Origin of the sequence: Caballeronia sp. dw_19 (assembly GCF_018449515.1) — a bacterium.
Lineage (GTDB): Bacteria > Pseudomonadota > Gammaproteobacteria > Burkholderiales > Burkholderiaceae > Caballeronia.
Window position 1 is genome coordinate 26,667 of record NZ_JAAVUQ010000010.1, and the last position, 13,390, is coordinate 40,056.

10 protein-coding genes and 1 tRNA gene are annotated in these 13,390 nt (G+C 60.6%); 7 read left to right on the forward strand and 4 right to left on the reverse strand.

All coding sequences use genetic code 11. From position 1 onward, the window contains the following. Positions 1-74: 74 nt before the first annotated feature. On the reverse strand, positions 75-977 hold the full coding sequence (gene rsmI / locus HB376_RS15885; protein ID WP_213764626.1) for a 16S rRNA (cytidine(1402)-2'-O)-methyltransferase: 903 nt from the start codon (positions 975-977) through the stop codon (positions 75-77). Between the two features lie 13 nt (positions 978-990). Between rsmI and HB376_RS15890 the strand changes: the two genes are divergently transcribed. From HB376_RS15890 to HB376_RS15910, 5 genes are all read left to right on the forward strand, one after another. After that, the gene (locus HB376_RS15890; RefSeq protein WP_255631378.1) at positions 991-1,404 is read left to right on the forward strand and encodes a YraN family protein; all 414 of its coding nucleotides are present in this window, start codon (positions 991-993) and stop codon (positions 1,402-1,404) included. A gap of 286 nt (positions 1,405-1,690) precedes the next feature. Continuing rightward, positions 1,691-2,278 carry an SIS domain-containing protein gene (locus HB376_RS15895; RefSeq protein WP_213764628.1) on the forward strand — a complete coding sequence of 196 codons (588 nt, stop codon included), beginning with the start codon at positions 1,691-1,693 and terminating at the stop codon, positions 2,276-2,278. A gap of 20 nt (positions 2,279-2,298) precedes the next feature. Next, complete coding sequence (locus HB376_RS15900) at positions 2,299-3,105, forward strand: BON domain-containing protein (protein WP_213764629.1); 807 nt, start codon at positions 2,299-2,301, stop codon at positions 3,103-3,105. Positions 3,106-3,119: 14 nt separating this feature from the next. Then, complete coding sequence (locus HB376_RS15905) at positions 3,120-3,473, forward strand: c-type cytochrome (protein ID WP_255631379.1); 354 nt, start codon at positions 3,120-3,122, stop codon at positions 3,471-3,473. 68 nt (positions 3,474-3,541) lie between these two features. Next, positions 3,542-3,617: transfer RNA gene (locus tag HB376_RS15910), tRNA-Ala, on the forward strand. Positions 3,618-4,287: 670 nt separating this feature from the next. On the opposite strand, the gene HB376_RS15915 is transcribed toward HB376_RS15910, so the two are convergent. Both HB376_RS15915 and HB376_RS15920 read right to left on the reverse strand, forming a co-directional pair. Continuing rightward, positions 4,288-4,656, reverse strand: a complete 369-nt coding sequence (locus HB376_RS15915; RefSeq protein ID WP_346730509.1) for a hypothetical protein — start codon at positions 4,654-4,656, stop codon at positions 4,288-4,290. A 716-nt stretch (positions 4,657-5,372) separates the two neighbouring features. Then, entirely contained in the window at positions 5,373-7,052 is a 1,680-nt protein-coding gene (locus HB376_RS15920; protein WP_213764631.1) for a Na+/H+ antiporter, read from the reverse strand. A 432-nt stretch (positions 7,053-7,484) separates the two neighbouring features. On the opposite strand from HB376_RS15920, the gene HB376_RS15925 reads away from it, so the two are divergent. Beyond that, the gene (locus HB376_RS15925) at positions 7,485-8,804 is read left to right on the forward strand and encodes an EAL domain-containing protein (RefSeq protein ID WP_213764632.1); all 1,320 of its coding nucleotides are present in this window, start codon (positions 7,485-7,487) and stop codon (positions 8,802-8,804) included. Positions 8,805-8,908: 104 nt separating this feature from the next. On the opposite strand, the gene HB376_RS15930 is transcribed toward HB376_RS15925, so the two are convergent. After that, entirely contained in the window at positions 8,909-12,478 is a 3,570-nt protein-coding gene (locus HB376_RS15930) for an indolepyruvate ferredoxin oxidoreductase family protein (protein WP_213764633.1), read from the reverse strand. Between the two features lie 250 nt (positions 12,479-12,728). Between HB376_RS15930 and HB376_RS15935 the strand changes: the two genes are divergently transcribed. After that, the gene (locus HB376_RS15935) at positions 12,729-13,382 is read left to right on the forward strand and encodes a glutathione S-transferase family protein (protein WP_213764634.1); all 654 of its coding nucleotides are present in this window, start codon (positions 12,729-12,731) and stop codon (positions 13,380-13,382) included. The last annotated feature ends 8 nt before the right edge of the window (positions 13,383-13,390 follow it).

Sequence of the window (13,390 nt, forward strand, 5' to 3'; positions counted from 1 at the left end):
TGCGTAGGAAAAACGGGCCGTTTCGACGGCCCGTTTTCTATTGCACGGCGCGTTTGCCGCGTCCTTCCTGATCGTCATTCCTGCTCGTTTTCGCTCTGTTCTCCGCGTGCCTTATCCATTGCCAGCGCCCTTGTGTAAAGCGCGTTGCGCGATGCGCCCGTCAACGTTGCCGCCAGTCTTGCAGCGCTGCTCACCGATAACTCCGCCAGCAAGGTCGCGAGCAACGCATCATGGGCGTCGTCCGCCGCCTCCTTCTGCGGCGCGCCTTCCACTACGAGAACGAACTCGCCGCGTTGCCGGTTTGCATCGCCGGAGAGCCACGTTGGCCCTTCGGCCAGGGTGCATCGATGGATGCTCTCATGTAACTTGGTCAGCTCACGAGCAATCAGCAATTGCCGCTCGCCACCGAATGCACGCTCGAGCGCCTGCACCGTTTCCACAATTCTATGCGGCGCTTCATAGAACACGAGTGCCGGCGTGTGCGTGAGCAGCGACTGCAGTTGCGTGTCGCGCTGCTTCGGTTTGGTGGCAAGAAAGCCGATGAACGAAAACGTGTGAACCCATGCGCCGGCTACGCTGAGCGCGGTGGTGAGGGCGCTTGCGCCCGGCAAGGGAATAACGGGGAAGCCGGCTTCGCGCACGGCATCGACCAGTTTTGCACCGGGGTCGGAAATCCCCGGGGTGCCTGCGTCGGACACGCACGCAATGCGCTCGCCATTGCGCAGATGTGCGATCACGTTCTCGGCGGCGCTGCGCTCATTGTGCTCGTGTACCGCGATGGTCGGCTTGGAAATGCCGTAGCGCGACAGGAGTTGCGACGTGTTGCGCGTGTCCTCGGCCGCCACCCGGTCGACAAGTCCGAGCACATGCAGCGCGCGCACCGTGATGTCCGCGACATTGCCGATCGGCGTCGCGACTATATAGAGCGCGCCGGTCGGAAATTGCTGACCAAGGGCTAATTCGGAGAGTGGAGTCATGAGGGCGGGTGGCATGCGGAGGACGTCATTGTGCCATGCGATGAGGGACAACTTTTTGGGGAACGGGGTGTCGAAAACGATCGGAAGCGCGTTCGAGCAACGCGCGCTTGAATATTTGCAGCGGCAGCGCCTGCATTTTGTCGCCCGCAATTTCGCCTGTCGCGGCGGCGAAATCGATCTCGTGATGCGTGAGATCGGCAGTCAGCGTGCACTTGTATTCGTGGAGGTACGCGCGCGGCGAAGCCGTCAGTTCGCGGCAGCGGCGGTGAGTATCGGCGCGCATAAACAGCGGCGGCTGGTGCTCGCGGCGCAGCACTACCTGATGACGTGGCGCGGTGCGTTGCCCGTGTGCCGCTTTGATGTGATCGCGTTCGATGCGGGTCGGATCGTATGGTTACGCGACGCTTTTCGCGCCGATACGTCGTGAAAACAGCCTTATCTTAAGTGACGCGGACAGCGAGTGCGGTAAACTGCGCGGAGCCTGCGCGCCGGATTGATCGAGGTCTTATGGTCTTATGTTCGAGCGCTGCGCACGAGTGCGTTGCGGCGAACTGTGGTCCGTAAGGCACCGTAGCTCAAGGTTTGAATTGGTGAAGCATCGGCCTTGGAGACCGTAGCAGCAAGCCGTCGAAGCCGGCCGTCGAAGCAAATCATCGAAGCGAAGCAACCCGTCAATGAACTACCGCGCATGCGCGGCCGATAACCGAGAGTCGATGTCCGTCGAACGTATCCAGCAACATTTCCGCGAAAACGCGGCAGTCCATCGTGAAGCACTCGACACGCTTGCTTTTCCCGTCGCCGCAGCCATTGACGTGCTGTTCGGCGCGCTCGCCAACGGCTCGCGAATCCTCACGTGCGGCAACGGTGGATCAGCGGCTAACTCACAGAGGCTCGCGTCTGCGCTGGTCGGGCACTTCGAGCGCGAGCGGCCGGGTTTGCCGGCCATTGCTCTGGACGCGAATGCCCTGACGCTCACGGGCATTGGTAATAACTCGGCGTTCGAAGAGATCTATTCGAAGCAGATCCGCTCGCTCGGGCAGGCCGGCGACGTCCTGGTCGTCATCTCAACGTCGGGCAACTCGGTCAACCTGCTCTCGGCGATCCAGGCAGCGCATGAGCGCGAGATGTTCGTGATCGCGATGACGGGTGCGGGTGGCGGCGTGATCAGCGAAGTGCTCGCCGATACCGACATCCATATCTGCGTGCCGTCGGAACGGCCGGCACGAATCCAGGAAGTCCATCTGCTAACCATTCACTGTCTGTGCGATGGCATCGACGCGATGCTGCTGGGCGACGAATGATTCTTAAGGGGAACGAGTTGATGAAAAAGACACGCGTCAGGTCGACGCTAGCCAGAGCCACGTTGCTGGCGAGCCTGTTGTCAGGCGTCGCGCTAACCCTGCAAGGTTGCCCGCTTGTGGTCATCGGCGCAATGGGTGGTGCAGTGGGTGGCGGCACGCTCGTCGCCACAGACAGGCGCACGCTGGGCGCGCAGACCGAGGACCGCGAGATCCAGGTGAAAGCCAAGTCGCGTATTGGTGAGAGCCTGCCCGATCAGGCGCACGTCAGCGTGACCGTGTTCAACCGGCGTGTGTTGTTGACCGGGGAGGTACCGAGTGATCAATGGAAGCAGAAGGCCGAAGAGGTGGTGCGCGGCATCAACAATGTGAACAGCATCGTGAATGAACTTGCTGTTGAGGGCGCGAGTTCGTTGTCATCGCGGACTAACGACGCCTATCTCGAGAGTCGCGTGAAGGGTGCGATGGTCGGTGAGAAGGACATGCGGGCGAACTTCTACAAGGTGGTGTGCGAGCGCGGCACGGTGTATCTGATGGGCCTGGTCACGCGTGACGAAGGTACCGCCGGCGCGAATGTGGCGGCGCAGGTCCCGGGTGTTGCACAAGTGGTCAAGGTATTCCAGTACATCAAGCCGGAAGATGCTCAGGCGTTGTCGGCCGCGGCCGCATCGGGCGCAAGCGCGCCGGTGGTAACGCCTATCGATAGCGATCCGACCGTCGGCGCGGTACCGGATTCGTCGGTGAGCGCAAGGCCGCTCGATGGGCAGGGGCCCGCGCCGGTCGTGAATTCCCCTGTGCAACCGGGTAATCCTGCGCCCGCAGCGAAATGACGCGGTGGCTTTCCATGACCGCGACTGTGTTCACAACGGCAATCGCGATTATGGCAGCGACTGGCCAGGGTGCGCTCGCAGCCGACGTGCCCGCTGCTTTTTCGCCCAGCGATGCCATGAATATCGCTCGCAAGAATGCCTGCATGGGATGTCACGCGGTGGATCGCAAGCTGGTGGGGCCATCGTTCCAGCAGATCGCCGGGAAGTACAAGGGCGACGCGCAGGCGCAAGCGCGGCTTGAAACCAAGGTGAGGGACGGCGGCAGTGGAGTGTGGGGTGTCCTGCCCATGCCGTCGCATCGATCCATGAACGGGGCCGATATCAAGACGGTTGTTGGCTGGATTCTCGCGGGCTCGCCGTCGAAATAAGATGCGCCTCAGGCAGCTTTTGGGCCTTGTCAGACGGTCTTAAGGCTGTGCTAGAATCAGAACACGTTGGGGGGGTAGCTCAGCTGGGAGAGCGTCGCGTTCGCAATGCGAAGGTCGGGAGTTCGATCCTCCTCTCCTCCACCACGAAAGCCTTAAAGAACAACGCAGTTGAAACAGGAAGCGTATTTTTGCAGCAAGTGCAAGGATATGCGTTACTGACAAAGTGCAACGATATGCTTTACAACGAAGCCGACCTAGGGTCGGCTTCGTTGTTTCCGGATGCAGGATCCCCGCTAAGGAGCTCTACCGGCAAGATCGCCGAGGTCCGGCGGGTAATGAATAGCGTCATCCCCTCAATGGGAACGGTGCGATCACCTCAACTCCGACGGCACGAAGCGCGAAAGATGCACTGAAGAACCGTCGCGTTTGAAAAACGTGCCGTCGAACGTCACTTTGAAGGCGCAGGAGCACTTTGCCAAGGGGGGGCCAGCTACATGACGGCCGATACGCTTTGCGTCACACGTCCATGGTGACTTAAGTAAGGCGTATGCAGTTTCGCGAGCGGCATTCCGGAATGCTACGAAAATTGACGCTTAAGTTTTCTAACCAGTGCTTCACAGTCACGCTATCGAGCAGTTTAGGGCGTTGAGCTTGGCCCGACCAACGGACGATCCCTGGCGGTTTTTGACGAAAGCAGGGTAGCCCTTTGACAAAATGTTCGTCGTAGCGCACGCTTCAGCCTGTCCGAGGACCACGTTAAATACCTGACTAGCAACAGACGGTCGGCTATCCGTGGACTTGGACATTTTTGTTTCTAGGCCGCGTCGCGGCCTTTTGTATTTCCAGCTGTTGTTTCGGTGTCGAAGGCTACGACTTCGTCGATGTTCACTGCTTCGATTGCCACTTCGTGCGTCAGTTTTGCAGGCGAGGCCGCGACGGCTACAACTGCCAGCACCTTTGCAGGTTTCCAGAGCAATAGCCCGTTCCTCTCCCATCGTTCGATGATTTCAGGCTTTTCCTTTGCGTACGCACTGGCCGTCCAGTGAAAATTGGACTTACCGGACGCAGTGACATCGATCTTGATCGGGATCAGCAAGGGATTGATGCCGTCGGGCATCTCGGCGGTCACCACAACGACGCTCTCGCGCTCCGTGGCCGACTTGTAGACCGCGCCGGTTCCAATATCAGCTCCCTTAGGCTTTCAACCATTGACGGTTTCAGGCCGTGCTTCCCCATGACCTTGACCAGGATGCTCACCGACGTGATGACGTCGAGGTCGCGTATTCCCAGCGCAGTGATCGCCGTCTTCGAAAATCGCCCAATGCAAACTTATAGACGATGATCCTGATCGGACAGTAGCGCCTCGACGTGCCGCTGGAGAACGGTCTCGGCCAAAGTAGCCGACAGATCTACGCGGTGAAATCGACTCATGGCGCCTTTTATTGTTGTGCCATGCAGGCACTTCGGGAACTGGGCATTTTATCGGCTACGTCCGGGCCGCAGTGGCCGGTTCATTGATGAATTTTGTCGCCCAAGCAAATTCATGCGGACTGCGATTTCGCCGCGGAGCATGCCGCGCTGGCTAAGCGTCAACTCAGCCCTATATGAGTTCGGTCTAACTCGTTCGTTATCCCGAAAACCGCCAAAAAAAACCGCCCAGAGCCGGGAGGCCGTGAGCGGAGAAGATCGGAGAGTTACAACGACATCATGCACATTCATGGATTGCGCATGAGATGAAGTATGCGACGCTGGGCGTCGGCGGCGAATACGAAAACTCTTAAAAATCCAGCAGCTTGATTCATTCGCGCCCATTGTGTCGAAGCACGGAACGAGCGGTTCCGGGCGTGGCGCATCGCCATGAAGTAACGAACGGGAAACGTCGAAACGTCGAAACGTCGCCTACGTGCTACTGCCTTTCTTCCGGTTCACAATCGCCGTCTCCGATAAATCGATTTCCCGCATCAGCTTGTTCAAGGTTTCATCGTTGATTGCCTGCCGCGTGCGCATCTTGAGCAACTCCGAGCGCTCCGCCCTCAATGCGGCCATCTTCAGCTTCGTCTCCACCATCTCGCTTTGACGCGCGGCCCGGCGGGGTTCCTCTTCTTCGCCAAGCCCTTCAAGACGCCGCCGATACAAACTCATCACACGCGCGGCCGTATCCGTGCAGCGGGCTGACGCCGCTTCGTCCATCTGCTCGCTGAGATTTTCCTGGGCGGTATCGATCGCGCGGATCGCGGCCTGCGCCGCATGCCGGCGCGCGATGCGTTCCTCGGCCGCGTGGGGATCACCGCGCTTTTTCAGGCCGTTCAGCAGCAAGGGCAAACCGATCACGCCAATCAGCAACGACATCAGGATAGTCGCCGATGCAATGAAGACCGCGAGATCGCGTCCGGGCAGTTCCGATCCATTCGGCAGCACCTCCGGCAACGACAGCACGCCCGCGAGCGTGATCGCGCCGCGCACGCCGCCGATGGTGGTCATCGCGACGGTGCGCGCGCCCGGCACCGCGTTCGCCATGCCATGTTTCGCGGCGCCCCGGCTCGCGACCCAGCGCAGCACCCAGACCCACGCGAAACGCAGCCCGTACAACGCGATCACCACCGCAGCCACATAACCGAGCAGCAAGCCGACTTGCTGGAGACCGTCGTGATGCGCCTCGATCAACGCGCGTCCGATAATGTGCGGAAACTGCAGCCCGAGCAGGATGAATACCATGCCGTTGAACACGAACTCGATCATCGTCCACGTGCTGGTCATGCGGATTCGCGCCGCCGTGGGAATGCCCTCGCGCAGGCTCTGGAAGTTCATCATCATCCCGGCCGATACCGCCGCGAGAATGCCCGAGCAACCAAACCGCTCCGCGATGAGATACGCCGCGAACGGAATCAGCAGGGTGAGGATAACGCCGGCGGCAGGATCGTCGTCTTCGGACAGCTTCGCGATCCGCCCTGGAATCGATGTCACGAGCCAACTGATTGCCGCGCCGATCACTACGCCGCCCACCGCGATCAGCACGAAACTGATCGCCGCCGCGCGCAACGAAAACACGCCCGTCAGCGCCGCCGCGATGGCGAATTTCAGCGCGACCAGGCCGGACGCGTCGTTCATCAGCGCCTCGCCTTCCAGGATGTGCATCAGGTTCGCCGGAATCCGGCCCTTGCCGGCGATGCCGCTGAGCGCAACGGCGTCTGTCGGCGATAACACCGCGGCCAGCGCGAATGCGACCGGCAGCGGCATCGCCGGGATCATGAAATGCAGGAACCAGCCGAGCGCGCCCACGGTCATGAATACGAGGCCGAGCGCGAGCAGCAGGATCGCGCGGCGCTGCATGAAAAATTCGCGTTTCGGGATGCGCCAGCCGTCCGCGAACAACAGCGGCGGGATGAAGAGCATCATGAATAGCTCGGGATCGAACGTGACGTGCAGGCCGAATCCCGGCCACGCGAGACACGCGCCTATCGCGATCTGGATCAGCGGCAGTGGCAGCGTGAAGGGCAGCGCGTTCGGCAGCAGGCTGGTGGCGAAACCGGACACGGCCACCGCCAGCATCAGGATCAAGACAGTGAAAACGATTTCCATAGATTCGGGATCCGGCAGGAGCGCGACGAGTCAGCAGCGACGCTCCTTTTAACGAGGAAGGGGCAAAGTTTAGCTTGGACGTGATTCAAGGGTGTTTTGAAGACTCGGCTGCGCTGGAACTTGCGCTACGATTTGCACTGTCCTGGTGCGTTCGTACGCTGTGCTGTGAACCCGGCGTCTCGTGGCGGTGCACATGCCGGCGCGCGCTCAGGAAACGCGTGGACTTGCGTGAGCACGGAGCTTGCTTTATCGAAGGGGACGGGACGGGTAGATTCCGCTTGAAGATAAACGAGGGCAGTGTATGAAACCAGGACAGAGGGGGCCGGTTGTGCGATGTCGAGCGCAATCGATTGCGTTGATCGGCGATGACCGCGGCTATGACCGGTTGCATGAACGAGGATCAAATGCGGGCATCCGGACAGGGAAGGCAAGATGGTAATAGCGAATCCTGACAAGGTGAAACCGGTCTCGCCGCGGACATTCGAACTGAGCGTGACGTCAGGGTTCGACCGGTATTCGGTCGCGCATGGCGCATGGACGCTGTCGAGCGTGTTTCAGCCGGTGTTCAGCCTGTCGCATATGCGGGCAGTCGGCTACGAAGGTTTGCTGCGAGCGCACGACGCGCTTGATCGCGTGGTGTCGCCGCTCGATGTATTCGGCCAGGCCGCGCGCGTGGGCGAGGCGATGCAGGTCGACCGGTTGTCGCAGGCGCTGCATCTTGAGAATTTCAATGTGCTTGGCACGGAGAACGAGTGGTTGTTTCTCAACGTGCATCCGGGGGCGTTGACCGAGCCGTATCACATGGCCGCATTGCTGGCGAATCTCAAGCGCTTGCAGATCGAGCCGCGCCGCGTGGTGCTGGAGGTGCTGGAGCAACGGGCTGACGATATCGAAAAGCTTGCGGACGCCGTGCAGCATTTTCGCGAGCATGGCTTCCTGATCGCGCTCGATGATTTTGGCGCGGGGCACTCCAATATTGAACGGATCTGGCAGCTTGATCCGGATATCGTCAAGCTGGATCGCGTGATGTTGTCACATGCCGCGCACTCGGCGCATTCCGTGCATGGGACGAGCCACTTGAAGCACCGGCGCAACATGGAAGCGATTCTGTGCGGCGTGGTGTCGCTGCTGCACGAGGCGGGCAAGCTGGTGTTGATCGAAGGCGTGGAGACCGAGCACGAGGCGCAACTGGCGCTCTCGAGCGGTGCGGACTTCGTGCAGGGTTTTTTCTTCGGCCGGCCAAATCCTGGTCTCGCCGATGCTGTGCAGGCGCACACGCTGATGAGCGAATTGACCGAGCGTTTCCGCTTGCAGACGGAGGCGAAGGAGCGGCGCGTGGCGGCGCGGTTGCAGCCGTATGTGCGAGCGTTCGAGCGCGCGGCGGAACGGTTGGCGGCGGGGGAGCCGCTGGAGGAGGTGTGCTGGAATTTCCTCGCGCTGGATAACGCCGCGCGGTGTTTTCTCCTCGATGCCAACGGGCGCCAGGCCGGGCGTAATGTCGTGCTCAGGGCCGATCGCGCGGCGCATGAGGCGCGGTTGTTGCCGTTGATCGATGCGCAGGGGGCGAACTGGTTGCGGCGGCCGTATTTTCGGGCGGCGCTGGGCGACCCGGATAGGGTGCATGTGACGAAGCCGTATCTATCGATTAATGAGGCTTTGCCGTGCGTCACGCTGTCGGTCGAGACGCGCATGGGCGGACAACGGTGCGTGCTGTGTGGGGATATCGACTGGATGCCGGAGGAGGACGAGTAGGGGGCGTTTCCGTTTTCGCGACATCAAGAAAAAGCCCGCGAATTGCTCGCGGGCTTTTTCAATTTTGCGGGATGCGGCTTACGGAGCGGCTTAGAGTACGGTATTCACTTCGCCACCACCACCGGAATGCCCCTCAACGCGCCGGCACCCTTGACCTCGTCGAGCGACGCCTTCACATACCGCCCCGTCTCGACCTCGATCCCCAGCTTCCCCCCCAGATCCCGTTCGCGCCGCTTCACCATCGACAGATTCGCCAGCTTCACGTGTCCATAACCGCGAATGCGTTCGTGCATCAGCGCAAGCGTTTCGATATCCTTAGCGTTATCGGGTGTCATTACTTCAAGCGCGCGTCGAATGGTTACTTCGTAGTCTCCGGGAAGCTCGCGCTCCATCTTTCGCTCAAGCGACTTGCCGAACGGATCGATCACCGTCCCACGCAATCCACGAACCTTCGACAGCACCCCAAGCACTGGCCACAACCATTGCCCAAACGTCATCTTCCGAGGTTGCCCACCGTTCTTCGCCTTCGATAAAACCGGCGGAGCCATATTAAATTTCACCGCGAAATCCTGTCCCGCCGTGCCTTCGAACTGCGCTTCCAGTGCTGCCCGGAATGCCGGGTCGGTGTGAAGCCGCGCGACTTCGTATTCGTCCTTCACCGCCAGCAGCCGATAAAACGTCGAAGCCACCGCGCGCGTCACGGCATCGTTGTGATGTGCCGCAGCGGCCGAAACCAATGCCCGATATCGCGTCACATAACTCGAACCGCCATAAGCCAGCAACCGTGCTTCACGATCCGCGATCAACACATCCAACGGCATCGCAGCCATCTCGACTCGCGGCGTAACAGCAGCTTTGCGCAGCGCTTCCAGCGCATCCAGATCCGCCGCAGCCAGCCGGCCGATAGCAAACGCCAGCTTGTTCATCGGCACGGCGACATTGTTCAACTCGATCGCGCGCATCAACGCGGCATGGGAGACCGGCACCAGTCCAAGCTGCCACGCATAACCCAGCATCAGGATATTTGCGCCGATCGTGTCGCCGAGAAAACGCGTCGCCAAAGCCTGCGCGTCGCACGTATTCATGCGTTCCGCGCCCGCCGCGTGCTGCATCTTTTCCAGCAGCGATCCGGCGTGAAGGTTCGCATCGGGGTTCTGCACGAACGTCGCGTTCGGAATCGCGTGCGTGTTCACGACAATCCGCGTGCGCCCATGCCGCACCGTTTGCAGCGCGTCAGCGCTCGCGCCGACGACCATGTCGCAGGCGAGCAGCACGTCGGCTTGCTGGGTATCGATGCGTACCTGGTTCAGCAGTGCATCGGTGGAAGCGAAGCGCACGAACGACAGCACCGCGCCACCTTTCTGCGCAAAGCCCATGAAGTCGAGCACGGACGCGCTCTTGCCTTCCAGATGCGCGGCCATGCTGATCAGCGCGCCGACCGTCACCACGCCCGTGCCGCCGACGCCGGTAATCAAGATGTCGTACGGCGCGTTATCGAGTTGGAGCCTGGGTTCCTGTAACGCATCGACGCGTGCCGCGAGCGCTTCGGGATCGAATACATTGCCGGCGGTTTTCTTGAGCTTTGCGCCTTCGAGCGTGACGAAGCTCGGGCAGAAACCGTTCACGCACGAGTAGTCCTTGTTGCACGACGATTGGTCGATGCGGCGCTTGCGTCCGAGTTCGGTTTCAACCGGTTCCACCGATAAACAATTGCTCTGCACGCCGCAATCGCCACAGCCTTCGCACACGGCTTCGTTGATGAACAAGCGCTTGTCGGGATCGGGGAACTCGCCTTTCTTCCTGCGACGTCGTTTTTCCGCCGCGCAGGTTTGATCGTAGATGAGGACGGTAACGCCCTTGATATCGCGCAAGCGCCGCTGGACATCGTCGAGTTCGCGCCGATGATGGAACGTCGTGCCCTTCGGAAACTGATCGTGATGGCCGTCATATTTCTCGGGTTCATCGCTGACTATGACCAGTGTCGCAATACCTTCGGCCTCAACTTGCCGCGCGATTTGCGGCACCGAAATGCTGCCGTCGACCGGCTGCCCGCCGGTCATCGCGACGGCGTCGTTGTAGAGGATCTTGTAGGTGATGTTGGCCTTCGCCGCGGCCGCCTGGCGAATAGCGAGGATTCCTGAGTGAAAGTAGGTGCCATCGCCGAGATTCTGGAACACGTGCGGCGTTTTCGTGAACATGGAGTGCGACGCCCAATCCACGCCTTCTCCGCCCATTTGGATCAGGCCCGTCGTATCGCGCTCCATCCACGACGCCATGAAGTGGCAGCCAATCCCGGCCTGCGCGATCGAGCCTTCAGGCACTTTCGTCGATGTATTGTGCGGACAGCCCGAGCAAAAATAGGGCGTGCGTTTGACAGCATCGGCGGCATTCGACAAGATTTGCGGCGCGACGAGATCGACGACTTTATCGCGTCGATCCAGCGCGGGTTTGTGCCGCGCGAGCCAATCCGCGAAGACAGGCAGCACGCGCGATGGGCGCAGTTCACCGAGCGCACTCAGCAGCATTGCACCGTTCTGCGCGTTCTTGCCGACCACGATCGGCCGCGCGCCTTGTGTCCGGTTATACAAATGGTCCTTGATCTGCTGCTCGATCACCGGCCCTTTTTCTTCGATCACCAAGACCTCAGAGAGACCTTCGACGAAGGTATCGAGGCGCGTGGTTTCCAGCGGAAACGATAAACCCACTTTATAGATGCGCACGCCGGCGGCATCGAGGTCATCGACACTCAGATCCAGGCGGCGCAACGTTTCCATCAGGTCGAGATGCGCTTTGCCGCACGTGACGATGCCGACGTTCGCGTGCTGACTCGGGGCGATCCATTTATCGATGGAGTGAACGCGAGAAAAATACCGCACGGCGTCGAGTTTCGCGGCAAGACGTGCTTCGATTGTCAAGCTCGGCAAGTCGGGCCAACGATTGTGCAACCCGCCTTCGGGCGCGACGAAACCCTGCGGCGCGGGCCACACGGTCTGGAACGCGTCGAGGTCAACGGTCGACCCGGACTCCACAGTCTCCGATATCGCCTTGTAGCCCACCCACGCGCCCGAAAAACGCGATAACGCCCAGCCGTAGAGACCGAACTCGAGCATATCGGCGATATTGGCGGGGTTCACCACCGGCATATGCCAGGCGATCATCGCCTGATCCGACTGATGCGGCATGGACGACGACACGCAGCCATGATCGTCGCCCGCCACGACCAGCACGCCGCCGTGCGGCGACGAACCGTACGCGTTGCCGTGCTTCAGCGCATCGCCGGCTCGATCCACGCCCGGGCCCTTGCCGTACCACATCGCAAAGACGCCTTCCACCGTCCGCTCGGGGTCCGATTCCACCCGCTGCGTGCCAAGCACGGCGGTGCCACCAAGCTCCTCGTTGATCGCAGGCAGAAAACGCACGTCATGCGACGCGAGGAGTTTTTTCGCCTTCCACAATTGCTGATCGACCATACCCAGCGGGGAACCCCGATAACCGCTGACAAAACCCGCTGTATTCAGCCCGGCGGCGCGATCGAGTTGGCGTTGCATCAAGACAAGCCGAACCAATGCCTGCGTGCCGGTGAGGAAGATCCGGCCGTGCGCGGCGTTGAGGTTATCGGTGAGTTGGTAGCTTGCTAGAGGAGGGTTATCTGAAAAAGGCACACGCGCGTTCATGGATGAGGCTCCGGCGTTTTATCGATGAATTGAGAGGATGTCGCCATTCTTCCTCGACATAACCGGAAGGTTTTTGCGTTCTTCGCGATCGCACGCTTGTACCAGAAACGAAATCGATCTTTATTGAGATGGATGAGTGGAAATCACCTGCCGAATGGCTAACGTGTGGTTAACCCGCGTCTCGAAACTACCGGGAGCGGGTAATCTGGACGCTCCCTGACAATGCCGCGCCACAAAAAGGAATTCACCCATGAAGCTCTACTACTGGCCGAAGACGCGTGCGTTTCGCGCGTTATGGATGCTTGAGGAATTGCGCGTGCCGTATGAGTTCGCCTACGTGAACATTCGGGCGGGCGAGCAGAACGCACCGGCGTTTTGCTCGGTGAATCCGATGTCGAAGTTGCCCGCGCTGGATGACGACGGCGTGTGCGTCGCGGAATCGGGCGCGGTGCTGCTTTATCTCGCCGATAAATACCCGCAAGCGGGGCTGGGCGTCTCGCTTGATGACCCGTTGCGAGGCCGTTTCCTCCAATGGATGTTTTTCACGGGCGCTTGTCTTGAGCCGGCAATGGCAGAACGGATGACGGGCGCACCGGGCAACAGCGTGAGTTTCGGCTGGGGCGATCTGGGCCGCGTGGAGAAGGCGATTGAATCGGCGTTGGCCGACGGCGCCTGGCTGCTTGGAGAACATTTTACAGCAGCCGACATCCTCGTTTCGAGCACGCTGCAGATCGCCTATATGGCGAAGCTGATCGAGCCGGGAGGCGTGTTGTCGGATTATGTGGCACGCGCAACGTCGCGGGACGCGCACGAACGCGCGGTATCGATCGATAAACAGGAAGCGCAGAAGGTGCCGTCAGCCGCCCCGCAGCAGCAGACGGGAACGGTGAGTCTGAAGCCGTGAGGTCGTAT